Source organism: Burkholderia theae (genome assembly GCF_048565265.1).
In the GTDB taxonomy this organism is placed as follows: domain Bacteria; phylum Pseudomonadota; class Gammaproteobacteria; order Burkholderiales; family Burkholderiaceae; genus Burkholderia; species Burkholderia theae.
On the sequence record NZ_CP183461.1, the window covers coordinates 949,813 to 975,009 of the forward strand.

Sequence of the window (25,197 nt, forward strand, 5' to 3'; positions counted from 1 at the left end):
GAATCACGCACACCATGACCACCGACACCACTGGCCGCACCGGCAATCCCGCCGCGGCCGCGAGCCCCGACCGATTCCGCTACGGTTTCCTGAAAGGCAACCCGCAGCTCACGAAAAACGGCGAGCTGAAGCATCTGCTGTCGATCGAGGGCCTGCCGCGCTCGATCGTCAATCACATCCTCGATACGGCCGAGCAGTTCGTCAGCGTGACGGACCGTGAAGTGAAGAAGGTGCCGCTGCTGCGCGGCAAGTCCGTCTTCAACCTGTTCTTCGAGAATTCCACGCGCACGCGCACGACCTTCGAGATCGCCGCGACGCGCCTGTCGGCCGACGTGCTGAACCTGAACATCAATGCGTCGTCGACGAGCAAGGGCGAATCGCTGCTCGACACGATCAACAACCTGTCGGCGATGCACGCCGACCTGTTCGTCGTGCGCCACGCGTCGAGCGGCGCGCCGTACCTGATCGCCGAGCACTGCGCGCCGCACGTGCACGTGATCAACGCGGGCGACGGCCGTCATGCGCACCCGACGCAGGGCCTGCTCGACATGTACACGATCCGTCACTACAAGCGCGACTTCACGAAGCTGCGCGTGGCGATCGTCGGCGACATCCTTCATTCGCGCGTCGCGCGCTCCGACATCCATGCACTCACCACGCTCGGCGTGCCGGAAGTGCGCGCGATCGGACCGCGCACGCTGCTGCCGGGCGGTCTCGAGCAGATGGGCGTGAAGGTGTTCCACAACCTCGACGAAGGGTTGAAGGGCGTCGACGTGATCATCATGCTGCGCCTGCAGAACGAGCGGATGAGCGGCGCGCTGCTGCCGTCCGCGCAGGAATACTTCAAGACCTGGGGCCTGACGCCCGAGCGCCTCGCGCTCGCCGCACCCGATGCGATCGTGATGCACCCGGGCCCGATGAACCGCGGCGTCGAGATCGATTCGCAGGTCGCTGACGGTCCGCAATCGGTGATCCTCAACCAGGTCACGTTCGGCATCGCCGTGCGGATGGCGGTGATGGGCATCGTCGCCGGCAACAACGACTGAGCCCGCTTTCGCGCATCCTTTTCACGCAATCAACGCATTCACAGACAGCGCATGAAGATTCATATCAAAGGCGGCACGCTGATCGACCCGGTCGCCGGCACCGAGCGGCAGGCCGACGTATTCGTCGCGGCGGGCAAGATCGCCGCGATCGCCGAGGCCGGCACGGCGGCGCCGGCCGATTTCAACGCCGCGAAGACCATCGACGCATCGGGCCTGATCGTCGCGCCCGGCCTCGTCGACCTGTGCGCGCGGCTGCGCGAGCCCGGCTACGAGCACAAGGCGACGCTCGCGTCCGAGATGGCCGCGGCCGTCGCGGGCGGCGTCACGACCCTCGTGTGCCCGCCGGATACCGATCCCGTGCTCGACGAGCCGGGCCTCGTCGAGATGCTCAAGTACCGCGCGCGCAACCTGCACCAGGCGAACGTGCATCCGCTCGGCGCGCTGACGGTCGGTCTCAAGGGTGAGGTGATCACCGAGATGGTCGCGCTGACCGAGTCCGGCTGCGTCGGTTTCACGCATGCCAACGTGCCGGTGCGCGACACGCAGGTGCTGCTGCGCGCGCTGCAGTACGCGAGCACCTATGACTACACCACGTGGCTGCGCCCGCTCGACGCGTTCATCGGCCGCGGCGGCGTCGCCGCGAGCGGTGCGCTTGCGTCGCGGCTCGGGCTGTCCGGCGTGCCGGTCGCGGCCGAGACGATCGCGCTGCACACGATCTTCGAACTGATGCGCGTGACCGGCGCGCGCGTGCACCTCGCGCGGCTGTCGTCGGCGGCCGGCCTCGCGCTCGTGCGTGAGGCGAAGGCCGAAGGGCTGCCCGTCACCTGCGACGTCGGCGTGAACCATCTGCACCTGATCGACGTCGACATCGGCTACTTCGATTCGCAGTTCCGGCTCGACCCGCCGCTGCGCAGCGAGCGCGACCGCGAAGCGATCCGCGTGGCGCTTGCCGATGGCACGATCGACGCGATCTGCTCCGACCATACGCCTGTCGACGACGACGAGAAGCTGCTGCCGTTCGGCGAAGCGACACCGGGCGCGACGGGGCTCGAGCTGCTGCTGTCGCTGACGCTGAAGTGGGCGGAAGAAACGCGCACGCCGCTCGCGCAGGCGCTGCGCCGCATCACGTCCGCGCCGGCCGACGTGCTGAAGCTGCCGGCCGGCCGCCTGGTCGAAGGCGGCGCGGCCGACCTGTGCGTGTTCGACCCGCGCGCGCACTGGCGCGTCGAGCCGCGTGCGCTGAAGAGCCAGGGCCACAACTCGCCGTTCCTCGGTTACGAACTGCCTGCCTGCGTGCGCACGACGCTCGTCGCCGGGCAGGTCGCGTTCGAGCGCCACTGACCCACGCCGGACCCTCGCCATGACCGCCCTTCGCAAGCTGCGTCTCGTCTTTCACCTGTTGCGCGGCATGGCGATCGTCGCGCTGCGTTTTTCGCACGTCACGCCCGCGCGCCGCGCCGAGATGACGCGCCGCTGGTCGCTCAAGATGCTGCGGATCTGCGGGATGCGCGTCGTCGTCCATAACGACGGTGCGCGGCTCGACGCGAGCGCGCTCGTGGTCGGCAATCACGTGTCGTGGCTCGACATCTACGCGATCAACGCGTGGCGGCCGACGCCGTTCGTGTCGAAGGCCGAGGTGCGGCAGTGGCCGGTCGTCGGCTGGCTCGCCGAGAAGCTCGACACCGTGTTCCTGCAGCGCGAGAAGCGCACCGAGGCGATGCGGATCATGCACGAGATGGCCGAGCGCCTGCGCAACGGCGGGCTGATGTGCGTGTTTCCAGAGGGGACGACGACCGACGGACAGGAACTGCTGCCGTTCCATGCGAACCTGTTCCAGGCCGCGGTATCCGCCGGCTGCGCGGTGCAGCCGATCTGCCTGATGTACGAGGACGCGCAGCGGCGGCAGTCGGTCGCGCCGGCGTACACGGGCGAGCTGTCGCTCGGCAAGTCGCTCGACATGGTGTTGCGCGGCGGCCCGCTCGTCGCGCACCTGTACGTGTGCGAACCGATCGCGCCGGGCGGTGATCGGCGCACGACGTCCGCGGCGGCGCGTGAAGCGATCGCGGCCGCGTTGGCGACGCTGCAGGCGAACGTCGGCAAGCCGACGGCCGAGTCGCTCGCGGAGCTGGCCAGGCATGCGTATCCGGCGACCGAACTCGGCGCCGGTGCGGCGGGCGACGGGGCGGCCGACCAGCCCGTGCCGGGGCGCGAGGGCTGACGCGCTTTCCGGCCGGACGAATCAGCGCGTCATTACTCGCCGCCCGGCGCGCCGCACGCTTCGCATTGCACCTGCGTGACCGTGCGCTGCGCCGGATCGGCCGTCAGCCGCACGGCCGACAGCTGGTTCCCCCACACGCATCCCGAATCGAGCGCGACGACGTTGTCGCGCAGCATCAGGCCGAGCGCGGCCCAGTGCCCGAACACGACCGTCACGTCCTTCGTGCGGCGCCCCGGTACGTCGAACCACGGCAGGTAGCCGGGCGGCGCGCTGGCGGGGCCGCCGTTCGCCTTGAATTCCATCTCGCCGGCGGGCGTGCAGAAGCGCAGGCGCGTGAATGCGTTGAACGCGACGCGCATCCGGTCGCGTTTCTTCAGGTCCGCGCGCCACTGGTTCGGCTCGTTGCCGTACAGCTTCTGCAGCGTATCGCGCCAGTCGGGCGCGCGCAGCGCGCGCTGGAGTTCGTCGGCGAGTTCGAGCGCGAGCGTCGCGTCCCATTGCGGCAGCACGCCCGCATGCACGAGCAGCATCCCGTTCTCGACGTGCACGAACGGGCGGTGGCGGACCCAGTCGAGCAGCGCGTCGGCGTCGGGGGCGTCGAGGATCTCGCCGATGGTGTCGCCCGGCCGTTCGGTGCGCAGGCCGGCGGAGACCGCGAGCAGGTGGAGGTCGTGATTGCCGAGCACGACGGTCGCGCGCGGGCCGAGGTCCACGAGCGCACGCAGCGCGGCGAGGGAGCCGGACCCGCGGTTGACGACGTCGCCGGCGATCCACAGTGGTGTGTCGGCGGGGGCTGAAAGCTTGTCGGTGAGCGCCTGGAAAGCGGAATGACAGCCCTGGATGTCGCCGATGGCGATGGGGGTGCGGTTCATGGAGCGACGGGCATGGCAAGTTTCGGTGGCACGGGAAAAATAATCCATTCAATCATGCATTGTGCAATTTTCGTTCCGCAATAGTGCAGTGAATTGACGCGAATTTTCATTTTCTGCAAGGGTTCGGAGCGCTGTATCAAGTTGTTAGCGGCGTGGCATTTGCAGGAAGGCGCTACCTATAATTGTCGTTTCTCCCAAGAAAATTAGCATTTGATGACTTTGGAGGCCATGCCGACCGGTTAAAATTCCCGGTCTGACGCAATGGTCACAAGTTGCTGGCACTTGCGAATCTGATGCGGCGCTCGCCTGACGGCGACCGCCGCGCATTACTAGAGGGAGCCTCATGATCCTGGTTACGGGCGGCGCGGGTTTTATCGGTGCCAATTTTGTACTCGACTGGCTGCGCGAATCCGACGAAGCCGTGCTCAACGTCGACAAGCTGACGTATGCAGGGAACCTGCGCACGCTGCAGTCGCTGGACGGGAACCCGAAGCACGTGTTTGCACGCGTCGATATCTGCGACCGTGACGCTCTCGATGCGCTGCTCGCCGAGCACAAGCCGCGCGCAGTATTGCATTTTGCTGCGGAAAGCCACGTCGATCGCTCGATCCACGGCCCTGCGGATTTCGTGCAGACCAACGTCGTCGGCACCTTCACGCTGCTCGAGGCAACCCGTCAATACTGGAACGGCCTGAGCGACACCGACAAAGCGGCGTTCCGTTTCCTGCACGTGTCGACCGACGAGGTGTTCGGTTCGTTGTCCGCGACCGATCCGCAATTCTCCGAAACGACGCCGTACGCGCCGAACAGCCCGTATTCCGCGACGAAGGCAGGCTCCGACCATCTGGTGCGCGCGTACCATCACACGTATGGCCTGCCGACGCTGACGACGAATTGTTCGAACAACTACGGTCCGTACCAGTTCCCCGAGAAGCTGATTCCGCTGATGATTGCGAATGCGCTTGCGGGCAAGCCGCTGCCGGTTTATGGCGATGGCCAGAACGTGCGCGACTGGCTGTACGTCGGCGATCACTGCAGCGCGATCCGCGAAGTCCTCGCACGCGGCGTGCCCGGCGAGACCTACAACGTCGGCGGCTGGAACGAGAAGAAGAACCTCGAAGTCGTGCATACGCTGTGCGACTTGCTCGACAAGGCCCGCCCGAAGGCGGCCGGCTCGTACCGCGACCAGATCACCTATGTGACGGATCGCCCCGGCCACGATCGTCGTTATGCGATCGATGCACGCAAGCTCGAGCGCGAGCTCGGTTGGAAGCCTGCTGAAACGTTCGAGACCGGCCTGGCGAAGACGGTCGACTGGTATCTCGACAATCAGGTCTGGGCCGACGAAGTCGCATCGGGCGAGTACCGCAAGTGGGTCGAGACGAACTACGCGAAACGCGATTGAGGAGAGAAGCGATGGCACGCAAAGGCATCATTCTCGCCGGCGGTTCCGGCACGCGGCTGTACCCGATCACGCACGTCGTATCGAAGCAGCTGCTGCCGGTGTACGACAAGCCGATGATCTACTACCCGCTGTCGACGCTGATGATCTCGGGCATTCGCGACGTGTTGATCATCTCGACGCCGCAGGACACGCCGCGCTTCGAAGCGATGCTCGGCGACGGCAGCCAGTGGGGGATGAACATCCAGTACGCGGTGCAGCCGTCGCCCGATGGCCTCGCGCAGGCCTTCATCATCGGCAAGGCGTTCGTCGGCAACGATCCGTCGGCACTGATCCTCGGCGACAACATCTTCTACGGTCACGACCTGGCGAAGCAGCTCGATCGCGCGCATGCGCAGGAAACCGGCGCGACCGTGTTCGCGTATCACGTGCACGACCCGGAGCGTTATGGCGTCGTCGAGTTCGACAAGTCGTTCCGCGCGCTGTCGATCGAGGAGAAGCCGGCGAAACCGCGTTCGAACTACGCGGTGACGGGCCTGTACTTCTACGACAACCGCGTCTGCGACATCGCGGCCGACATCAAGCCGTCGCCGCGCGGCGAACTGGAAATCACCGACGTCAACTCGCGTTATCTCGCCAGTGGCGCGCTCAACGTCGAGATCATGGGGCGCGGTTACGCGTGGCTCGATACCGGTACGCACGATTCGCTGATCGAGGCGGCCAGCTTCATCGCGACGCTGCAGAAGCGGCAGGGGCTCGTGGTCGCGTGCCCGGAGGAAATAGCGTATCGCCGCAACTGGATCGATGCGGAGCAGGTGCTGAAGCTCGCGCAGCCGCTCGCGAAGAACGCGTACGGTCAGTACCTCAAGAACATTCTTACGGATCAAGTCGCATGGCCATCCAAGTAACGGCGACGGCGCTGCCCGAAGTCAAGATCATCGAGCCGAAAGTGTTCGGCGATGCACGCGGGTTCTTCTACGAAAGCTTCAACGGGAAGGAATTCGCCGACCAGGTCGAACCCGGCGTCGAATTCGTGCAGGACAACCATTCGCGCTCGTCGAAGGGTGTGCTGCGCGGGCTGCACTATCAGGTCCAGCATGCGCAGGGCAAGCTCGTTCGCGTGGTCGAGGGTGAAGTGTTCGACGTCGCCGTCGACATTCGCAAGGGTTCGCCGAACTTCGGCAAGTGGGTGGGGGTCGTCCTGTCGAACGACAACCATCGGCAGTTGTGGGTGCCGCCCGGCTTCGCGCACGGTTTCGTCGTGCTGTCGGAGGCCGCGCAGTTTCTTTACAAGACGACCGACTACTGGTTCCCGGAGCACGAGCGCAGCATCGTGTGGAACGATCCCGAGATCGGGATCGAGTGGCCGATCGACTTCGAACCGTTACTGGCGGCGAAGGATGCCGCGGGCAAGCGTCTGAGCGAAGCCGAAGTCTATGCGTGAGGTGGATGTGGGTACTGAACCGACGATTCTTGTAACTGGCGTGAACGGTCAGGTCGGTTACGAACTGCTTCGTTCGCTACAGGGGCTGGGGCGCGTGGTTGCGTGTGATCGCTCGATGCTCGACCTTTCCGATCTCGAACGCGTGCGCAGTGTCGTGCGTGAACTGAAGCCGACCATCATCGTGAACCCGGCCGCCTATACAGCGGTGGACAAGGCTGAAACCGACATCGACGCCGCGCGTCGCATGAATGCCGATGTACCGCGTGTGTTCGCGGAAGAGGCGGCACGTAGCGGAGCCACGCTGATTCACTATTCGACCGACTACGTGTTCGATGGCACGAAAGACGGTGCGTATGCCGAGACGGATCCGACCAATCCGCAGAACGTGTACGGGCTCACGAAGCTTGAAGGGGAGCAGGCGATTGCTGCGACAGGATGCGCGCATCTCATTCTCCGGACGAGCTGGGTTTACGGTCGCCGCGGGAAGAATTTCCTGTTGACGATGTTGAAGCTGGCCGAGGAGCGATCGGAGTTGCGAGTTGTTGCCGACCAGGTTGGCGCGCCTACCTGGGCCAATACCATCGCCGCCAGTACCGCGCATATCGTTGCGCAAGGGCTGGCCTCTCGCGACGACGATTGGTGGCGCAGCCGCTCGGGCATCTACCACCTCGCCTCTGGCGGAGAAACGTCGTGGTGCGGTTTCGCCCAAGCGATATTCAGCATCGCGAAGAATGGCGCGGGGCCCGCGGTCATCCCGATTCCCGCAAGCGATTACCCGGTTCCTGCCGCCCGTCCTGGCAACTCGCGATTGTCGACGCGGAAGGTGAGTGAGGCGTTCGGATTGCACCTTCCGACTTGGGACGAGGCGTTGCGCCTTTGTCTTGCCGCGTAGCAACGGTGATGCCGCACTTCGTTGAATTTGAACGAGGGGCGTACGCTGTTTTGCCAGAGGATTTTCTTTTTTTACAGGGACTTACGTTTGGCTGGTGCGATAGAATAGCGCTCGCCAATGGCCTACACGCCATCGTGACCCCAATTACTTATTCAATTTTTCGATGAACGTAAACAGAGTTGCAGTAGTGGTCGGTACCCGGCCCGAAGCGATCAAGATGGCGCCGCTGGTGCACGCTCTCCGCCACTCTTCGCATCTTGAACCCGTTGTCATTGCGACGGCTCAACATCGGGAAATGCTCGACCAGGTTCTTGAGATATTCGACATCAAGTCGGATTACGATCTGGACCTGATGCGCCCGAACCAGTCGCTCGCCAGCCTCACGTCTCGTCTGATTACGTCGCTTGATGAGGTGGTGCGGGAGATTGCGCCGCGCGCAATGCTGGTTCAGGGCGATACGACCAGCGTACTTGCGGCGTCACTGGTGTCGTTCTATAACAACGTTCCGGTTGGGCATGTCGAGGCAGGCCTGCGCACCAACGACATGCGCAATCCGTTTCCCGAGGAAATGAATCGTGTGGTCACGGGGCGTCTTGCGCGCTGGCATTTCGCGCCGACTCTGTCGGCGGCGCAGAATCTGTTGAAGGAGCATGTCCCGGCCGATACCGTGTTCGTGACCGGCAATACCGTGATCGACGCGTTGTTCGAAGCCCGCGAACACGCGGCGAAGGTGCCGAGGCAAGTGGCGGCGGGACGGAAGCTGATGTTGGTCACGACCCATCGGCGCGAGAATTTCGGCGAGCCGCTCAAGCGTGTTTGCGGCGCGATTCTGGAACTGCTGGAGCGCGACGAGACGCTCGACGTCTTGTTCCCCGTGCATCCCAATCCGAATGTGTCGGCCATTGTGCGCGAGATGCTCGGCGGCCATCCGAGAGTCGAGCTTTGTGCACCGCTGGATTACCTGTCGTTCATTGCGGCGATGGAAGCCGCTCATATCGTCCTGAGTGACTCGGGCGGCGTTCAGGAGGAGGCTCCTGCGCTCGGCAAACCCGTCCTGGTGCTGCGCGACGAGACGGAACGTCCGGAGGCTGTCTCGTTCGGTGTGGCAGCGCTCGTCGGGACCGAGGCGTCATCCATCGTCTCCAAGGCACAGCGCCTGCTGACGGATCCGGCCGCATACAGCGAAATGGCGCGCGGTGCGTCGCCCTATGGTGATGGTCTGGCGTCACGCCGGATCGTTGCGTTGCTTGAACACACATTGTGTGGAGTCGAGTTGAACGTCGAAGAGTTTTCGGGGTTTGCATCGAACGATCAGTGAGCATGATTGAAGACAAAGGGATGGATGGCGGCGGCGATCAGCCGCGCGATTGCCGTCTGATCTATTTTTCGTCGGTGCCCTATGCCAGCTATGCGCAGCGTCCCCACTTCATGGTGGAGGCGTTCGCGGACAGCGGGTTCGACTCGGTGCTCTGGATCGATCCGTACCCCACGCGTTTTCCGTCCCTTGGAGATTTGAAGCGGATCGCGAGTCGTGGCAATACAGGGGCGGCGGCAAGCCCTCGCCATGCGCGGATAACGGTCTTGAGGCCTGCGGCCCTGCCCATCGAACCCCTTCCGCTGAGCGGTCTGATCAACGGGTTCGTCGCGTGGCGACCGATTCGCGCTCAACTATCGGCATACGCACGAGACGCCCGGCATTGCGTGTTGGCCATCGGTCGGCCCAGCAAGCTGGCCGAATGGGCGCTGGACCATGTGCGGCATGACTCCTCATTCGTCGACGTTCTGGACAACTTTCCCGCGTTTTATCGGGGCTTGTCCAAAATATCGATGATGGCGCGTCTACGTGCCGTATGCCGCCGGGTGACGGATGTTTATTGCTCGTCGTCGCAGCTCGCCGCGGAAATTGGAGAGATCAGGAGCGATGCGCGGGTCGTGCTCAACGGCTATTCGACTGACCATCTTCCCGCGCCGTCGCGTGCCGATATGCGCCGATACATCGGCTATGTCGGCTCGATTGCCGAATGGTTCGACTGGCCATTGGTGCGATCGCTTGCGATTGCGTTGCCCGACGTAACCGTCAGATTGGTTGGGCCGGAGTTTGTCGAACGCCCGGCAGACCTGCCGTCCAACATCGAATTTCTCGGTGAGCGGCCGCAAGCCGAGATTGCCGGTCTTGTGCGCGAATTTGCGGTGGGCCTGATTCCTTTCAAGGTCAATGATCTGACCGAAGGGGTCGATCCGATCAAGTTCTACGAATATCGGAGCATGGGCGTACCGATTTGGTCGACCGAGTTTGGCGAAATGCGGCTTCGTGGTGACGGCGATGGCGTGGCGCATGTCACGCGAGGAGCCGATTGGCGCAACTTGTGGGCAGACGTGCAAACCAGTGCGGTGCCCGATAGCGAGACGATCGAGTCGTTTCGGGGGGCGGTCGCCTGGACAAGGCGCTTCGAACCGATCGTGGCGCGTTCACGCGTGACCGACGGCTCGTCCGCGGGTCTTCCTGGAAGCGCGCATGCCGTCGCCTCCGTGCCGCCTCGGTCCTAGAAACTCTTTTAGTTACGGAAATTTATGAGCCAAACCAGTCTTATCAGGGACGGCGCGGAATTCAAGCACCGAGCGGCGCTGAGCAGGGTGCTGCTCGATGTATTCACCCACCGCCAGTTGCTGCGACAACTTGTGCTGCGCGATATCGCGGGGCGCTATCGTGGCTCGATGTTCGGCACGATCTGGGCGTTTCTCAATCCGCTGCTGATGCTGTCGGTCTATACGGTGGTGTTTGGCGTGTTCTTGCGCTCGCGCTGGGCTGGCACCTCCAACAGCCTCGAGTTTTCCGTGGTGCTGTTTTCCGGCCTGATTTTCTTCAACCTCTTTGCCGAGTGCTTCAACCGCTCTCCAATGCTGATCGCCAGCCACGTGAATTACGTCAAGAAAGTGGCGTTTCCGTTGGAGTTGCTGCCCTGGATGATTGTCGGGACCGCGCTGTTTCACATGAGCATCAGCTTTCTTGTGTGGATTATCTTTTCGGCATTCGTTTACGGCGTGATCCATTGGACGCTCATTTTCGTGCCGTTGATCATGGTGCCGCTGGTCTTCATGCTGATCGGGTTGAGCTGGATCCTGAGTTCCCTTGGCGTGTACATCCGCGATATCGGTCAGGTCGTTGGCGTACTGACCTCGGTCGTGATGTTTTTGTCGCCGGTGTTCTATGCAATCGAGTCGTTGCCGAAACCGTTCCAGGCCCTGCTGCGAATCAATCCGCTGACCTTCGTCATTCAACAGGCGCGTGGCGTCATGATCGATGGGGTGCTGCCCGACTTCGGGATGCTGGCGGTATATACGGTGGCGAGCGTGGCTTTCGCCTGGCTGTCGCTGGCGTGGTTCCAACGAGCAAGGGATGGGTTTGCGGATGTACTCTGATTCGAACATCGAAGGCGCGGTGAGCGCATCGGCCGACGATGTGGCGATCCGCATCGAAGGATTGTCCAAGCGCTTTGCCGTTTATCACACGCCTCTGGAGCGGTTGAAGCATGTGATCGCGCCAAAACGGACGCAGGGGTTCAGCGAGTTCTGGGCGCTTTCCGATGTCGATCTGACGATCCGGCGCGGGGAGACCTGTGCGATCGTCGGCCGCAACGGCTCCGGCAAGTCGACGCTTCTGCAGATTCTGTGCGGCACATTGCGCGGGACAGCGGGCCGCGTCGAGGTGAATGGGCGGGTCGCCGCGTTGCTCGAACTGGGCGCCGGCTTCAACGTCGACTTCACGGGCCGCGAGAACGTCTACATGAACGGCGCGGTGATGGGGCTCTCGCGCGAGGAGATTGACGCGCGCTTCGAGCAGATCGAGGTATTCGCGGAGATCGGCGATTTCATCGATCAACCGGTCAAGACCTACTCGAGCGGCATGTATGTGCGCCTGGCCTTTGCCGTCGCGATTCACGTCGATCCGCAGATCCTGATCGTCGACGAAGCGCTTGCGGTGGGCGACTCGCGATTTCAGGCGAAGTGCCTGAATCGGATCAAGCAAATGCAGGGCAGGGGCGTGACGATCCTGTTCGTGTCCCATGACGTTGGTGCCGTGCGCTCGCTTTGCGAGCGCGCGCTGTGGCTCGACAAAGGGCGTGTGCGCATGATGGGCGACGCCTTCTCCGTGACGGCACAGTACAGCCAGTTCCTGTTCGCGGACGAGCCGAGCAACGAAGACGCGAATGCCGGCTCGACGCAGACCGATTCGACCGATGACGGCGAGCAGACGGATGCTGCCGAGCACGGTGTCGACGATGCGGTTGAACTCATGGCGAAGCATCGTCCGATCAACCACTGGGGTAGCCATGTTGGTTCGATTCTGGAGGCGGGCATCTACAACGCCGCGGGCGAGCGAATCTCGACGATCGCGGCGCTCGAGGACATCGAAGTGCGGGTCAAGGTCCGCCCCCCCGCGAATGCCGACCGGACGACGCTTAGCGTAGCCTGCTCGCTGAAGGATCTGCGCGGAACGGACTTGATCGTATCGACGACCTGGGATCAGGCAAAGATCGACTTCCGGCAGGCCGACGAGACCGCGGTCGTACGATTCAAGATGAAGAACCGACTCAACGAAGGCGATTATCTGCTTACCGTCGCGCTGGAGGATCGGGCTGGTGCCATGCCGCAGTACTACGAGTACATCGAAGGCGCCCATTATTTCAAGTCACTCGTCCAGGAAAAACTGTACGGCGTGTTCCTGCCGGATGTCGAGCAAAGCATCGAATCAGTGAACGGCAGTGCGCGATCAGCAACGAGAACTATCGCATGAACGATCAAGATAAGATCAACAGCAATCCCTATTGGGATCATCGATTCGAGACCAATTGGGAAGACGCGGGCGGGCGGGAGCAAAGCCGCTTCTTCGCGCGCGTGGCGATCGAGGCGATGCCGCAATGGCTCGTGCACGAGGTGCGCCGCAGCAAGTTGAGCGTCTGCGACTGGGGCTGCGCTCAGGGTGACGGCACCGCGGCCCTCGAGCAGATGTTGTCGTGGGACGTGACGGGCGTCGATTTCTCGGGGCCGGCAATCGAACGGGCCCGGCAGCAATACGGCAACGTCAAGTTCTCGCACGAGAATTTTCTTGAGCTGCCGGACCGGCCGAAGTTCGACGTGCTGTTCTCGTCGAACACGCTCGAGCATTTCGAGAGTCCGTGGAGCGTGTTCGACAAGATCGCGAACTATGCATCCAAGTTCGTCGTGTTGCTGCTTCCGTACCGCGAGTTCGAACGGCATCCCGAGCACGATGTGACGTTCGATACCGTCAATATTCCGCTTGTCCCCCATGGCGACTGGGTCCTGGCGCATCATGCCGTTATCAACACCTCGGTAATGGAGCCGACCTATTGGCGTGGGTATCAGGTACTCCTGATTTACGCACGTCCCCCGCAACTTGCTGCTCAATCCATCATGCTGGTGGATGTCGCACACGTTGGTGCCGACGCTTCAAACGTGAAGCCTCAGGATCAGCTGGCAACCGCGGACACGGTGGGTGCAGAAGGGGCGACTGCCCTCAAGCAGGAATTGGCGCAGGCGCGATCCGATCTGGAAAGTCAAAAGGCCCATATCGCCGACATCGAAGGGGCGGTGCAGCAGAATTCCGAGCGCCTCGATTCTCTTGATTCCGCCCAGGCTATTGTCGAGACTTCGAACGAAGTCGCGAAGTTGCGGGATCAGCTGGCGACTGCGCGCGCTGCTTCTGAACAGATGGCTGCCCTGCAGCAGGAGCTGACGCAGGCGCGCTCCGATCTGGAAAGTCAGAAGTCCCACGTCGCAGAGGTGGAAAGCACGTCACGCCGGCATGCGGAGCGCGTCCATTTCCTTGAGTACCGCGAACGCACGCTCATGGAAGAAGTCGATACGCTGCTCGGCTCGCGGAGCTGGCGCCTGACGGCGCCGCTGCGAGCATTTCGCCGCGTTCCCGGCTGGCTGCGGCGTCGCCAGCAGGATGTCAAATACGCGTACGCGCACGGCGGTTTGTCCAACGTGGCGACTCGCTCGCTCGCCTATATTCCGAGGCATATGAAGCGCGCGGCGTCAGTGTCCGCACCGGTGGTTTCCGCGAGCAAGCCGTTGCCGCTGCGTGGGCCGCGGGAACAACGGTTGTTGCCGGACGTTTTCGTGTTCGGCATCATCGATTGGCATTTCAGAATTCAGCGGCCCCAGCATCTCGCACGCGAATTCGCGCGAGCCGGGCATCGTGTTTATTATTTCACGAACCATTTCGAAGATTCGAAAGAGCCCGGCTTTACCGTTGAGCGACTGGATGAAAGCCTGCCGCTCTATCAGGTCAAGCTCAAGGTGGAGGGAGCACCGGCGATTTATTTCGCTGCCCCGACGGATCGCGCCATCGCGCAGATCATGAACGGGATGATGCAATTCCGTGACTGGAGCGGTACGGACCGCTGCCTGACGCTCGTTCAGCATGCCTACTGGTTCGAGATTGCCAAGCGCATGCAGTCGCAATGCCTGTCCTACGACTGCATGGATCATCACGAAGGGTTTGGCAACGTACCGCAGGAATTGCTGGACCTTGAAGAGCGCACCATGAAGCGTGCCGACTTGCTGGTCGCGACGTCGGGATGGCTCGAGGAACACGCCCACAAATACAATCGCAACGTCGCGGTGGTCCGAAATGCCGGTCAATACTCGCATTTTTGCGACGCACCCGAAGAGCGCTTCACCGATCCGCGCGGTCGAAAGATCATTGGCTATTATGGCGCTATCGCCGAGTGGTTCGATGCCGACCTGGTTGCGCGCGTCGCCCAGGCTTTCCCGGACGCACTGGTGCTTCTCGTTGGTTCCGATACGGCAAATGTCGGTGCCCGACTGCGGGAATTCTCCAATGTGGAGATGACGGGCGAGGTTCCGTATGCGCGATTGCCGTATTACCTGTATGCGTTCGATGTTTGCATCATGCCTTTCAAGGTCATACCGCTGACGCTTGCGACCAACCCGGTCAAGGTCTACGAGTATCTGGCGGCAGGCCGTCCGGTGGTCTCGGTCGACTTGCCGGAAATGGCCCAGTTTCTCGATCTGGTCAAGGTGGCCGACACGCATGAAGGCTTTGTCGAGGAAGTGCGTCAGACGCTGTCGGCGCTGCCCGACAGTGCCGATACGGTCGACCGTCGCAAGAGCTTTGCCGCCAGTCAGACCTGGGCCCACCGCGTGCACGATTTCCGGGATGCCATTCAGGCACTGCCACGCCCGCGCGTCAGCGCGATCGTGCTGACCTACAACAATCTCGGATTGACGAAAAATTGTCTCGATAGCCTGGAGAAGCACAGCGACGACGTCGATCTGGAAATCGTCGTCGTCGACAATGCGTCAAGCGATGGTTCGCAGGAGTTCCTGTCGTCGTGGGCCGCATCTCGCTCGAACGTCAAGCTGCTCTTGAACAGCGAGAATCTCGGCTTCGCCGGGGGCAATAACCAGGGGCTCGCGGCAGCGAGCGGCGACTATCTCGTCATTCTGAACAACGACACGGTGGTGACGCGTGGCTGGGCGTGGCGCATGGTCAATCACTTGCGAGATTCGCCGGAGATCGGCCTGGTGGGTCCCCTGACCAACAATATCGGCAACGAGGCTCGCGTCGAGACGCGATATTCGACGCTGACTGACATGCACGTCGAGGCCGAACAGATCACCGAGCGCAATCTCGGCGCGTGGTTCGAGTTCAAGACCGCCGCATTTTTCTGTGCGATGCTGCCGCGCAGCACGTATGAGCGTTGCGGGCCGATCAGCGAAGATTACGGGCTTGGCTTCTTTGAGGATGACGATTATTGCCGGCGGGTTCAGGAGGCCGGGTTGATCGTTGCGTGTGCCGAAGACGTATTCGTCCATCATCACCTCTCGGCTTCCTTTGACAAACTTGGGGCAGAGCGGAAGCGCGCGCTATTCGAGAAAAATCGTGCAATATACGAAGCGAAGTGGGGCAAGTGGACGCCTCACCAGTATCGGATAACGAATACCTCCGATAAGAAGGCGTGATTGCCGCGGTGCCCCTTCATTCGTGGTTGATGAAGGGGCGTATTGCTGGTTGAGCGGGCAATGGAAGGAGTTGGGAAAAGTGCGCTTCGTAATTGTGCATTACCATTTGTACAAGAATGCCGGGACGACGGTCGATGATGTTCTCGCACGTAATTTCCCGGAACACGAGCGCGGAACCATCGAGGGTGAATATCCGTGGTCCGAGGTAAGCCCGGCTGCGCTGCTCGATTACGCACTTGCCAACCCCAATTTGCGTGTCATCTCCAGCCATCAGGCGCGCTTGCCGTTGCCTGAGCATCCGGACATCACGTTTTTGCCGATTTTGTTTCTGCGTCACCCGATCGATCGTTTCGGCTCGGTCTATCGTTTCGAGAGGCAGCAGGAACTGGCATCGCCGACGGCGACGTCCAGGGCAGCTCGCAATTCCAGCATGTCGGCGTTTGCAGAATGGGTGGTCAGTCGCGAAGCGAACGCGGTGTGCCGGAATTTTCAGGTGCTTATATTGGCTGCCGGACTCAGGGAAATCGTCGAGTCGCGCGCCACGCCAAGCGACTATCAAGGCGCGCTTTTGCGCCTGAAGTCGCTGCCGTTCTTCGGCCTCGTGGAAGCATTCGATGCATCGCTGCAACGCCTTCAGGACCATCTGCGGCCGTATTTCGGTGAAATCGACGTGAATTACCGGACGCTGAACGTGTCCGCCGATAGCACATCCACGCTCGAGGCGCGTCTCCAGGATACCGAGCGGGAGCTCGGTCCTCTGCTTTATCGAGAACTCGTCGAATGCAATGCCCTGGATTTGCTGCTTTACCGCGACGCACACGAGCTATTCGTCGGCACGCGGTGACGTCGCGACGAGCGACTTGCCGGTAGACGAGGTGCACCCGGTGGCTACCCGGTCACCCGGTTTTTTGCCCAAGAGATGTCTCCCTTCCTGCCCACGGATCTCCCGGATCGGGCGGTACCACCCTGTAGTCGCAAGGCCCATCATTCAGTCTTGCGAATGATATTGGGGCGCGACTCTTACAGGAAAGCAATTGCCGGCAGTGAAATTGGTGCGCATTTTTGCGAGAATAGGGAAGATTTTCTGTTCGATTGCGCAAGGATGAGTAAGTTTGTTGTTGCGCATTTCGACAAACCCTACAAGAATGCGCACCACCAAGGAAACGCGCTGTTGGATCACGAATGAACGTCACCGCAGAATCCCCTGAACCCCTCGGCAGCCTGTCGGTATCGATCGTCGTCTATCGCCCCGATCGCGCGATGCTGACGCAGACGCTGAGCAGCCTGGACGCGGCGTGCGAACGGTTACGTGTTGCTCGACCCGGCGTGGCGGTCGAACTGTTTCTGGTCGACAACGGCGAGTTGGGGGACCCTGGTGCCATCGCGGGCATGCTCAAGTCCGACAGGGTCTCGTGCCACGTGCTGACGGGTCATGGCAACGTGGGTTATGGCCGCGGACATAATCTCGCAATCGAGCGGACGGCGAGTCGTGTCCATTTGATCTTGAACCCGGATATCGACCTCGAACCCGATGCGTTGGTCGCCGCGAGCGATTTTCTCGATGCGCATCCGGACGCTGGCTTGCTGACGCCGCGAATCGGCGATGAGCAGGGCGGCGCCCAGTATCTGTGCCGCCGCTATCCGGCGCTGCTCGATCTGTTCGTCCGCGGCTTCCTGCCGGCGCGGATCCGCCAATGGTTTGCGGGGCGTCTTGCCCGTTACGAAATGCGCGATGTCATCAATGACCGCGACATCGTCTGGGATCCACCTATCGTCAGCGGGTGTTTCATGTTGTTCCGCACCGATGTTCTGAAGAAGCTGGGTGGTTTCGACCCACGCTATTTCCTGTACTTCGAGGACTACGACCTGAGCCTGCGCGCGCACGAAGCCGCGCGCGTTGCCTACGTGCCGGCCGTGCGTGTCGTCCATCACGGCGGCGGTGCGTCCCGCAAGGGCTTCGCGCACATCAGGATGTTCGGTGCATCGGCCTTCAAGTTCTACAACCGGTTTGGCTGGAGGTGGCGGTGAGTCATCTCCTCGTCACGGGGGCCAATGGCTTCGTCGGCCGTGCGCTCTGCCGCCGCGCGCTGGAGGCCGGACACACCGTCACCGCGCTGGTGCGGCGTCCGGGCGGATGCATCGACGGCGTGCGTGAATGGGTGCACGGCACCGCCGATTTCGATGGCCTGGATGAAGGGTGGCCGACCGATCTGGCAGCCGATTGCGTGATTCATCTCGCCGCTCGCGTGCACGTGATGCGCGATGAGTCGCCCGATCCCGACGCCGCTTTCGACGCGACCAACGTCGCCGGCACGCTGCGCCTCGCCGAGGCGGCGCGCAACCACGGCGTGCGCCGTTTCGTGTTCGCGAGCAGTATCAAGGCGGTCGGCGAGGGTGACGGCGGCGTGCCGCTGTCCGAAGCGTCCGAACCCGATCCGCAGGATGCATACGGCCGTTCCAAGCTGCGTGCGGAGCGGCAACTCGCGCAGTTCGGGACGTCGGCAGGGCTCGACGTCGTGGTCGTGCGTCCGCCGCTCGTCTATGGTCCGGCCGTCCGCGCCAACTTCCTGCGCATGATGGACGCGGTCGCGCGCGGGATGCCGTTGCCGCTCGGCTCCGTTTCCGCGCGCCGCAGCATCGTCTATGTCGAAAACCTCGCTGACGCGCTGTTGCGTTGCGCAATCGACCCGCGTGCGGCCGGCGAGTGTTTCCATGTCGCCGACGACGATGCGCCGTCGGTCGCGGGCCTGCTGCGCCTCGTCGGCGACGCACTCGGCAAGCCGGCGCGGCTGATCGCGGTGCCTCCGGCGCTGCTGCGCGTGCTCGGGCAACTGACCGGCCGTCGTGCAGCAGTCGACCGCCTGACGGGCAGCTTGCAGCTCGATAGCGGCCGGATCCGGCGCGTGCTCGACTGGCGCCCGCCCTATACGACCCGCCAGGGTCTCGAAGCGACTGCCGCATGGTATCGTTCGCGCGATACACGAAAATAAGCCCTATGTTTCTCGAGAACCCCACCTGGCTCACCACGGCCGCGGTGGCCTTGGCCGCCGCACTCGCCTCGACGGCGATTCTCCGCGCGCTACTCGCCACCGGGCTGGCCTGGCGCCTCGCCACCGACATTCCGAACGATCGTTCGCTCCATACGCTGCCGACGCCGCGCGTCGGCGGATGGGGCATCGTGCCCGTGTGCGTCGTCGCGCTTCTGGCGCTGACGCCGCGACTCTGGTTGATCGCCATCGCCGCCGCGGGGCTGGCCGCGATGTCCCAGATCGACGACCGGCGCGGGCTGCCGGCCCGCGTGCGGTTCTCGGCGCACCTCGCGGCAGTCGTCGCGCTGATCGTCGTCTTCCCGGCCGACGCACCGTGGTGGCTGCTCGCGGGCGTGGGCTTCGCGATGGTCTGGCTGACGAACCTGTACAACTTCATGGATGGCGCCGACGGCCTCGCGGGGGGCATGGCGCTGTTCGGTTTCGGCGGATACGCGGTCGCGGCGCTCGGCGGCGCGCACGCATCGCCCGATCTCGCCGTGGCGGGCGCGGCAGTCGCCGGCGCGGCGCTGGGCTTTCTTCTGCTCAATTTCCATCCGGCCCGGCTGTTCCTCGGCGATGCCGGCTCGATTCCGCTCGGATTCCTGGCCGGCGCGCTGGGCTACTGGGGCTGGCGTACGGACGTGTGGCCGATCTGGTTTCCCGTGATGGTGTTTGCGCCCTTTATTGCCGACGCATCTGTAACACTTGCGAGACGCCTGTTACGCGGTGAAAAGTTCTGGCAAGCGCACCGCGAGCATTATTATCAAAGGATGGTTCGATCGGGTGTAGGTCACGGTCGGACCGCTCTCTATTGGTACCTCATCATGCTCGCGGGCATAATTGTCGCCGTGTGGGCACGGGGCCGCCCCGAACTGCAGCAATGGCTGTCGTTGTTCGTGTGGTACGGCGTCCTGGCATGGTTCGGATGGTTGATCGACATGCGTTGGCGCCGGTTTCAGTCGGCCGCCGAAAACAACTCTTGAGGTTTCCCGCCAATGTTGCGATCCAAAGCATCGTGGCTGTCGCTAAGTGCATTCCTGTTCGACCTGACAGCGGTTGTTGCCGCCTGGTTGTTCGCTTATCTCGTTCGTTTCAATGGCAGCGTTCCGCATGATTTCCTGAGCGGCGCGCTGATGGCGTTGACCTGGGTGCTGCCCGTCTACACGCTGATGTTCCACGGGTTCGGCCTGTATCGCGGGCTGTGGGTGTTCGCGAGCCTGCCCGACCTGATGCGCATCGCGAAGGCGGTTGGCGGCGGCGGCGTGATCGTGATGATCGGCGCCGTGATGTTGCAGCCGGAGCCGATCATTCCGCGCTCGGTGCTGCTCGTGTCGCCGCTGATGCTGTTCCTGGTGATGGGCGGCGCCCGCGCGCTGTATCGCGCGACGAAGGAGTATTACCTGTACGGCGGGCTCGTCGGGAAGGGCAAGCCGGTGCTGGTGCTCGGCGCCGGCACGGCTGGCGCGAGCCTCGCGCGTGAGCTGTCCCGCTCCGGCGAATGGCGTCTCGTCGGCCTGCTCGACGACGACGTCACGAAGCAGGGCCGCGAAATCTACGGCTACAAGGTGCTGGGCTCGTTCAACGACCTGAAGCACTGGACCGATGCGATGAAGGTCGAATACGCGATCATCGCGATTCCGTCGGCGTCGGTCGAAACGCAGCGCCGCGTCGCGACGCTGTGCGTGCGGGCCGGCGTGAAGGCGATGGTATTGCCTTCGCTGACCGCGCTGATGCCGGGGCAGGGCTTCCTGTCGCAGGTGCGGAACATCGATCTCGAGGATCTGCTCGGCCGCGATGCCGTGACGATCGACACGCCGCACGTCGAGGCGCTGCTGCGTGGCCGTGTCGTGATGGTGACGGGCGCGGGCGGCTCGATCGGCTCCGAGCTGTGCCGGCAGATCCTGCGCTTCGCGCCGGCGCAACTGGTTGCGTTCGATCTGTCCGAATACGCGATGTACCGGCTGACCGAGGAGTTGCGCGAGCGCTTCCCCGACCTGCCGGTCCTGCCGATCATCGGCGACGCGAAGGATTCTCTGCTGCTCGACCAGGTGATGTCGCGCCATGCGCCGCACATCGTGTTCCATGCGGCCGCCTACAAGCACGTGCCGCTGATGGAGGAGCACAACGCATGGCAGGCGCTGCGCAACAACGTGCTCGGCACGTATCGCGTGGCGCGCGCGGCGATCCGCCACGACGTGCGTCACTTCGTGCTGATTTCGACCGACAAGGCCGTCAACCCGACCAACGTGATGGGCGCGAGCAAGCGCCTTGCCGAAATGGCCTGCCAGGCGTTGCAGCAGACGAGCGGGCGCACGCAGTTCGAGACCGTGCGTTTCGGCAACGTGCTCGGCAGCGCGGGCAGCGTGATCCCGAAGTTCCAGCAGCAGATCGCGAAGGGCGGCCCGGTGACGGTCACGCACCCGGAGATCACGCGTTTCTTCATGACGATCCCGGAAGCGTCGCAGCTCGTGCTGCAGGCGTCGAGCATGGGGCACGGCGGCGAGATCTTCATTCTCGACATGGGTGAACCGGTGAAGATCGTCGATCTCGCGTGCGACCTGATCCGCCTGTACGGTTTCTCGGAGGACCAGATTCACATCGAGTTTACCGGGCTGCGGCCGGGCGAGAAGCTCTACGAGGAGCTGCTGGCGGACGACGAGGCGACGACGCGCACGCCGCACCCGAAACTGCGGATCGCGCGCGCACGGGAAGTGCCGGACAATTTCCTCGACGAGCTGCTGCCGTGGCTGATGCAGCATCGCGTGCTGCCCGACGACGAAGTGCGCCGCGACCTGCGGCGCTGGGTGCCCGAGTATCAGACGGCTGCGGTTCCGGCGCTGAAGAGCGTGCGGGTCGCGTCGAACCACTGACGGCCCTGCGGCCGCCGTACGGCGGTCGAGCTGCCCAAAAGAAATGCGCCCCGCGGGGCGCTTTTTTCATGCCGGGCCGCGCACGGCTCAGCGACCGTGGCGATGCTTGCGCACCACCATCCACCTCGGCGTCCTGAACCGCACGATGCTGAGATACAGCCACACGTAGGTCAGCGCGAACAGCACGACGAACGCGAACAGGTGCACCGTGTGCCGCCAGAACAGCGTCGCGGGTATCACCGCGACGAGGCACAGCAGCCACAGGTACGGCGACGTCAGCGAATTGCGGCGCGTCAGGTCGTGCGCGTGCTTCGTGCCGACGGCCCAGCGCATCAGCCGCTTGTACACGAGCATGTGCAGGTGCACGCCGTCCGGAATGCCGGGCGAGATCCCGCGGATGAATTTCTTCCGGTAGATCGAGAAGCAGGTCTCGAAGATCGGGTACATGAACAGCAGCACCGGATACCACGCGGACACCTCGCGATTGCGCATCACGAGCAGGATCGCGAGTTCCGCGAGCATGAAGCCGATGAAATACGCGCCGCCGTCGCCGAGGAAGATCAGCCCGGCCGGGAAATTCCACAGGAAGAAGCCGAGCACGGCGCCCATCATGATGATCGACGCGGACATCACGACCGGGTCGCCGACCTGGAACGCGACGTATGCGAGCGACGCGAACATCATGAAGCTGACCATCGACGCGAGCCCGTTGAAGCCGTCGATGATGTTGATCGCATTCGCGAGCGCCGCGACCGCGAGCACGGTGACGAACGCCGAAATGGCGACATAACCGAGCAGGAAATCGAGCGGCGGCACGCTGATGCGCGTGACCGCGATGCCCATCAGCCAGAATGCGAGCGCGGCCGCGCCCATCGTGCAGAGCAGCCGCGCGCGCGGCGACACGCGCTTGGTCAGGTCCTCGACGAGGCCGGACAGGAACGCCGGCAGCCCGCAGGCAACGATGCCGAGAATGCTGCCGGCGATCGTCGGGTAGCGCCGCGACAGGATCAGCGCGGCAATGACGACCCCCGTGAGGATCCCGACGCCTCCGACCCGCGGCACGGGCCGCACGTGGAATTTCTGCACGCCGGCCAGGTCGCTGTCGATCGAGAATTTCTCGTGAAGGTGCGCGTAGCGCACGATGAACAGCGTGACGAGCAGGGAGACGATGAAGCCGGACGCGAAGCTGAGCATGGGATCGCTCGGAAAATGGACAGCGGATTATACAAAACCGCGCGGGTTCCCCTCCTGCCATCGCCAGTGGTCGGCGCACATTTCTTCAATGCCGAGCGTCGCGCGCCAGCCGATGATGTCGGCCGCGGCCTGCGGGTTCGCGTAGCACTCGGCGATGTCGCCCGGGCGGCGCGCGACGAGCTCGTACGGCACCGGGCGGCCCGACGCCTTCTCGAACGCGCGCACGACTTCCAGCACGCTGTAGCCTTGCCCGGTGCCGAGGTTCACGACGAAGCTCGCGTCCCGTTTCGCCAGCGCGTCGAGCGCGGCGATGTGTCCCTTCGCGAGATCGACGACGTGGATGTAGTCGCGCACGCCCGTGCCGTCCGGTGTCGGGTAGTCGGAGCCGAACACGCGCAGCTTTTCCAGCTTGCCGACCGCGACCTGCGCGACATACGGCATAAGGTTGTTCGGGATGCCGGCCGGATCCTCGCCGATCAGCCCGCTCGCATGCGCGCCGACCGGGTTGAAGTAGCGCAGCGTCGCGATTCGCCACGACGGGTCGGATACCTCGAGATCGCGCAGGATCTGCTCGGCGATCAGCTTCGACTGGCCGTACGGGTTCGTCGCGGACAGCGGGAACGATTCGTCGATCGGCGAGCGCTCGGGCACGCCGTACACGGTCGCGGACGAGCTGAACACGAACTGCCTGACGTTGCGCTCGCGCATGACCTTGAGCACGGCGAGCAGGCCGCCGATGTTGTTCTGGTAGTACTCGAGCGGCTTCGCGACCGATTCGCCGACAGCCTTGAGCGCCGCGAAATGGATCGTGCCGGTGATCGGGTGCGCATCGAACACCTTCGCGAGCGCGGCCTCGTCGCGCACGTCCACCTGATGGAACGCGGGCGTCCTGCCCGTGATCTGCTCGATGCGCCGCACGGACTCGGACTTGCTGTTGACGAGGTTGTCGACGATCACGACGTCGTAGCCGTTGCCGAGCAGCTCGACGGCCGTGTGCGAGCCGATATAGCCCGCGCCGCCCGTGACGAGAATGGTGCCTTTAGCGGTCATTGCTGATGCGCTCCTTCAGAAGGTGATACCGGTTAACGAATGGATGGTACGCCGGTAGCGTTCGACGACCTGCTGCTCGTCGAATTCCGCCGTGACCTTCTGCCGGCCGCGTGCACCCATCGCGTCGCGTCCGGCCGTTCCGAGTTCGATCATGCGAAGCAGTTGCTCCGCGAGGCTCGCGCTGTCGCGCACGCGGCACAGGAAGCCCGTTTCGCCGTCGGCGACGACGTCGCGGCAGCCCGGCACGTCGGTCGCGACGATCGGGCGGCCCATCGCCGATGCCTCCATCAGCGTGCGCGGCACGCCTTCGCGGTACGACGGCAGCACGACGCAGTCGGCTGCCGCGATATGCGGGCGCACGTCGTGCGCCTCGCCGAGATACTCGACGATGCCTTCGCCGACCCACGCGTCGACGTCCGCGCGGCCGATCGCGCTCGGATTGTCGACGCCGAGCGGTCCGAGCAGCTGGAAGCGTGCGTTCGGGAAGCGGGCACGCACGATACGCGCGGCCTCCACGTATTCGCGCACGCCCTTGTCCCACAGCAGCCGGCCGATCAGGATGAAGACGGGCGCGTCGCCGGCGGGCAGCGGCACGGGCGTGAACTGTTCGAGATCGACGCCTTCGCCGTGCAGCAGCCGTGCGCGGTCGGGATGCGCGAGCAACTGCTCGTCGGTGAAGGTCGCGAGATCGTCGCGGTTCAGGAACCAGACTTCACGCGGGAAGCGGAACGCGAACCGGTACAGGCGCTTCGCGACGCTCGCCGCACGGCTCTTCTGGATGAAGACGTAACCGAGCCCCGTCGTCACCGCGATCGACGGCACGCGCGCGAGCCACGCGGCGACCGAGCCGTAGATGTTCGGCTTGATCGTGTAATGGAACACGAGACCGGGCTTCAGCGCGCGGTAGTGGCGCACCAGCGCGGCGAGCGTGCCGAGATCCTCGCGCGGGCTCGTGCCTTTCGACGCGACCGCGAGCGCCACGTAGCGGCAGCCCATCTGCTCGAGCAGCGGCACCGTGCGGTCGTGCGGCGCGATCACGATGACCTCGGCGCCGCGTGCGACGAGCGCACGGATCAGCCCGTGGCGATACGTGTAGATCGCCCAGGCCGTGTTGCAGACGAGCGCGATGCGCAGCGGGGAGGTGGCGGACATGAAAAAAATGAAAAA

The 25,197-nt window shown here is 63.6% G+C and carries 21 protein-coding genes; 17 read left to right on the forward strand and 4 right to left on the reverse strand.

What is annotated here, in order from left to right:
• Nucleotides 1-14: 14 nt before the first annotated feature.
• The 3 genes from ACN22W_RS04410 to ACN22W_RS04420 are packed head-to-tail and all read left to right on the forward strand — an operon-like array spanning nucleotide 15 to nucleotide 3,264.
• The gene (locus ACN22W_RS04410) at nucleotides 15-1,046 is read left to right on the forward strand and encodes an aspartate carbamoyltransferase catalytic subunit (RefSeq protein WP_027807413.1); all 1,032 of its coding nucleotides are present in this window, start codon (nucleotides 15-17) and stop codon (nucleotides 1,044-1,046) included.
• 51 nt (nucleotides 1,047-1,097) lie between these two features.
• Nucleotides 1,098-2,387, forward strand: a complete 1,290-nt coding sequence (locus tag ACN22W_RS04415) for a dihydroorotase (RefSeq protein ID WP_419686466.1) — start codon at nucleotides 1,098-1,100, stop codon at nucleotides 2,385-2,387.
• A 19-nt stretch (nucleotides 2,388-2,406) separates the two neighbouring features.
• A complete protein-coding gene (locus tag ACN22W_RS04420; RefSeq protein WP_129513873.1) occupies nucleotides 2,407-3,264 on the forward strand; it encodes a lysophospholipid acyltransferase family protein in 858 nt (285 codons plus the stop codon).
• A 32-nt stretch (nucleotides 3,265-3,296) separates the two neighbouring features.
• Here ACN22W_RS04420 and ACN22W_RS04425 read toward each other — a convergent pair whose 3' ends face one another.
• Nucleotides 3,297-4,136: a symmetrical bis(5'-nucleosyl)-tetraphosphatase gene (locus ACN22W_RS04425; RefSeq protein ID WP_419686468.1), complete on the reverse strand. Its 840-nt coding sequence runs from the start codon at nucleotides 4,134-4,136 to the stop codon at nucleotides 3,297-3,299.
• Nucleotides 4,137-4,479: 343 nt separating this feature from the next.
• On the opposite strand from ACN22W_RS04425, the gene rfbB reads away from it, so the two are divergent.
• The 14 genes from rfbB to ACN22W_RS04495 all read left to right on the forward strand — a co-directional run bounded on the left by rfbB (nucleotide 4,480) and on the right by ACN22W_RS04495 (nucleotide 21,786).
• Complete coding sequence (rfbB, locus tag ACN22W_RS04430) at nucleotides 4,480-5,541, forward strand: dTDP-glucose 4,6-dehydratase (RefSeq protein WP_129513875.1); 1,062 nt, start codon at nucleotides 4,480-4,482, stop codon at nucleotides 5,539-5,541.
• Between the two features lie 11 nt (nucleotides 5,542-5,552).
• Entirely contained in the window at nucleotides 5,553-6,446 is an 894-nt protein-coding gene (gene rfbA, locus ACN22W_RS04435; RefSeq protein WP_129513876.1) for a glucose-1-phosphate thymidylyltransferase RfbA, read from the forward strand.
• Complete coding sequence (gene rfbC / locus ACN22W_RS04440; protein ID WP_419686470.1) at nucleotides 6,431-6,982, forward strand: dTDP-4-dehydrorhamnose 3,5-epimerase; 552 nt, start codon at nucleotides 6,431-6,433, stop codon at nucleotides 6,980-6,982. The genes rfbA and rfbC overlap by 16 nt, the downstream gene beginning before the upstream one ends.
• A complete protein-coding gene (rfbD, locus tag ACN22W_RS04445) occupies nucleotides 6,975-7,874 on the forward strand; it encodes a dTDP-4-dehydrorhamnose reductase (RefSeq protein ID WP_419686471.1) in 900 nt (299 codons plus the stop codon). Before rfbC ends, rfbD begins: the two co-directional genes overlap by 8 nt.
• Before the next feature lie 163 nt (nucleotides 7,875-8,037).
• A complete protein-coding gene (wecB, locus tag ACN22W_RS04450) occupies nucleotides 8,038-9,192 on the forward strand; it encodes a non-hydrolyzing UDP-N-acetylglucosamine 2-epimerase (protein ID WP_419686472.1) in 1,155 nt (384 codons plus the stop codon).
• 2 nt (nucleotides 9,193-9,194) lie between these two features.
• Nucleotides 9,195-10,421 carry a glycosyltransferase gene (locus ACN22W_RS04455; protein ID WP_419686473.1) on the forward strand — a complete coding sequence of 409 codons (1,227 nt, stop codon included), beginning with the start codon at nucleotides 9,195-9,197 and terminating at the stop codon, nucleotides 10,419-10,421.
• Nucleotides 10,422-10,445: 24 nt separating this feature from the next.
• Nucleotides 10,446-11,294, forward strand: coding sequence for an ABC transporter permease (locus tag ACN22W_RS04460; RefSeq protein ID WP_129513881.1), 849 nt, complete (start codon nucleotides 10,446-10,448; stop codon nucleotides 11,292-11,294).
• Nucleotides 11,272-12,669: an ABC transporter ATP-binding protein gene (locus ACN22W_RS04465; RefSeq protein ID WP_419686475.1), complete on the forward strand. Its 1,398-nt coding sequence runs from the start codon at nucleotides 11,272-11,274 to the stop codon at nucleotides 12,667-12,669. Before ACN22W_RS04460 ends, ACN22W_RS04465 begins: the two co-directional genes overlap by 23 nt.
• The gene (locus ACN22W_RS04470) at nucleotides 12,666-15,887 is read left to right on the forward strand and encodes a glycosyltransferase (protein ID WP_419686476.1); all 3,222 of its coding nucleotides are present in this window, start codon (nucleotides 12,666-12,668) and stop codon (nucleotides 15,885-15,887) included. Before ACN22W_RS04465 ends, ACN22W_RS04470 begins: the two co-directional genes overlap by 4 nt.
• Before the next feature lie 79 nt (nucleotides 15,888-15,966).
• On the forward strand, nucleotides 15,967-16,731 hold the full coding sequence (locus tag ACN22W_RS04475) for a hypothetical protein (RefSeq protein WP_419686478.1): 765 nt from the start codon (nucleotides 15,967-15,969) through the stop codon (nucleotides 16,729-16,731).
• 338 nt (nucleotides 16,732-17,069) lie between these two features.
• The gene (locus ACN22W_RS04480; RefSeq protein ID WP_419686480.1) at nucleotides 17,070-17,915 is read left to right on the forward strand and encodes a glycosyltransferase family 2 protein; all 846 of its coding nucleotides are present in this window, start codon (nucleotides 17,070-17,072) and stop codon (nucleotides 17,913-17,915) included.
• A complete protein-coding gene (locus ACN22W_RS04485; RefSeq protein ID WP_419686482.1) occupies nucleotides 17,912-18,877 on the forward strand; it encodes a UDP-glucose 4-epimerase family protein in 966 nt (321 codons plus the stop codon). Before ACN22W_RS04480 ends, ACN22W_RS04485 begins: the two co-directional genes overlap by 4 nt.
• A gap of 5 nt (nucleotides 18,878-18,882) precedes the next feature.
• Complete coding sequence (locus tag ACN22W_RS04490; protein WP_419686484.1) at nucleotides 18,883-19,899, forward strand: MraY family glycosyltransferase; 1,017 nt, start codon at nucleotides 18,883-18,885, stop codon at nucleotides 19,897-19,899.
• A gap of 12 nt (nucleotides 19,900-19,911) precedes the next feature.
• The gene (locus ACN22W_RS04495) at nucleotides 19,912-21,786 is read left to right on the forward strand and encodes a polysaccharide biosynthesis protein (RefSeq protein WP_129513887.1); all 1,875 of its coding nucleotides are present in this window, start codon (nucleotides 19,912-19,914) and stop codon (nucleotides 21,784-21,786) included.
• A gap of 87 nt (nucleotides 21,787-21,873) precedes the next feature.
• Here the strand turns inward: ACN22W_RS04495 and ACN22W_RS04500 are convergent, their stop codons facing one another.
• From ACN22W_RS04500 to ACN22W_RS04510, 3 genes are read right to left on the reverse strand one after another with little or no spacing between them, the layout of a single operon-like run.
• Nucleotides 21,874-22,980: an MraY family glycosyltransferase gene (locus ACN22W_RS04500; protein WP_419686486.1), complete on the reverse strand. Its 1,107-nt coding sequence runs from the start codon at nucleotides 22,978-22,980 to the stop codon at nucleotides 21,874-21,876.
• A 27-nt stretch (nucleotides 22,981-23,007) separates the two neighbouring features.
• Nucleotides 23,008-24,030, reverse strand: coding sequence for a UDP-glucose 4-epimerase GalE (gene galE / locus ACN22W_RS04505; protein ID WP_419686488.1), 1,023 nt, complete (start codon nucleotides 24,028-24,030; stop codon nucleotides 23,008-23,010).
• Nucleotides 24,031-24,045: 15 nt separating this feature from the next.
• A complete protein-coding gene (locus ACN22W_RS04510) occupies nucleotides 24,046-25,182 on the reverse strand; it encodes a glycosyltransferase family 4 protein (RefSeq protein WP_419686489.1) in 1,137 nt (378 codons plus the stop codon).
• Nucleotides 25,183-25,197: the final 15 nt, after the last annotated feature.

Coding starts and splice junctions, on each gene's coding strand:
- ACN22W_RS04410 (WP_027807413.1), top strand. CDS start 15: ATGACCACCGACACCACTGGCCGCACCGGCAATCCCGCCGCGGCCGCG.
- ACN22W_RS04490 (WP_419686484.1), top strand. CDS start 18,883: ATGTTTCTCGAGAACCCCACCTGGCTCACCACGGCCGCGGTGGCCTTG.
- rfbA (WP_129513876.1), top strand. CDS start 5,553: ATGGCACGCAAAGGCATCATTCTCGCCGGCGGTTCCGGCACGCGGCTG.
- wecB (WP_419686472.1), top strand. CDS start 8,038: ATGAACGTAAACAGAGTTGCAGTAGTGGTCGGTACCCGGCCCGAAGCG.
- ACN22W_RS04465 (WP_419686475.1), top strand. CDS start 11,272: ATGGGTTTGCGGATGTACTCTGATTCGAACATCGAAGGCGCGGTGAGC.
- ACN22W_RS04460 (WP_129513881.1), top strand. CDS start 10,446: ATGAGCCAAACCAGTCTTATCAGGGACGGCGCGGAATTCAAGCACCGA.
- ACN22W_RS04510 (WP_419686489.1), bottom strand. CDS start 25,182: ATGTCCGCCACCTCCCCGCTGCGCATCGCGCTCGTCTGCAACACGGCC.
- rfbD (WP_419686471.1), top strand. CDS start 6,975: ATGCGTGAGGTGGATGTGGGTACTGAACCGACGATTCTTGTAACTGGC.
- ACN22W_RS04500 (WP_419686486.1), bottom strand. CDS start 22,980: ATGCTCAGCTTCGCGTCCGGCTTCATCGTCTCCCTGCTCGTCACGCTG.
- ACN22W_RS04455 (WP_419686473.1), top strand. CDS start 9,195: ATGATTGAAGACAAAGGGATGGATGGCGGCGGCGATCAGCCGCGCGAT.
- rfbB (WP_129513875.1), top strand. CDS start 4,480: ATGATCCTGGTTACGGGCGGCGCGGGTTTTATCGGTGCCAATTTTGTA.
- ACN22W_RS04495 (WP_129513887.1), top strand. CDS start 19,912: ATGTTGCGATCCAAAGCATCGTGGCTGTCGCTAAGTGCATTCCTGTTC.
- rfbC (WP_419686470.1), top strand. CDS start 6,431: ATGGCCATCCAAGTAACGGCGACGGCGCTGCCCGAAGTCAAGATCATC.
- ACN22W_RS04425 (WP_419686468.1), bottom strand. CDS start 4,136: ATGAACCGCACCCCCATCGCCATCGGCGACATCCAGGGCTGTCATTCC.
- ACN22W_RS04420 (WP_129513873.1), top strand. CDS start 2,407: ATGACCGCCCTTCGCAAGCTGCGTCTCGTCTTTCACCTGTTGCGCGGC.
- ACN22W_RS04415 (WP_419686466.1), top strand. CDS start 1,098: ATGAAGATTCATATCAAAGGCGGCACGCTGATCGACCCGGTCGCCGGC.
- ACN22W_RS04470 (WP_419686476.1), top strand. CDS start 12,666: ATGAACGATCAAGATAAGATCAACAGCAATCCCTATTGGGATCATCGA.
- ACN22W_RS04480 (WP_419686480.1), top strand. CDS start 17,070: ATGAACGTCACCGCAGAATCCCCTGAACCCCTCGGCAGCCTGTCGGTA.
- galE (WP_419686488.1), bottom strand. CDS start 24,030: ATGACCGCTAAAGGCACCATTCTCGTCACGGGCGGCGCGGGCTATATC.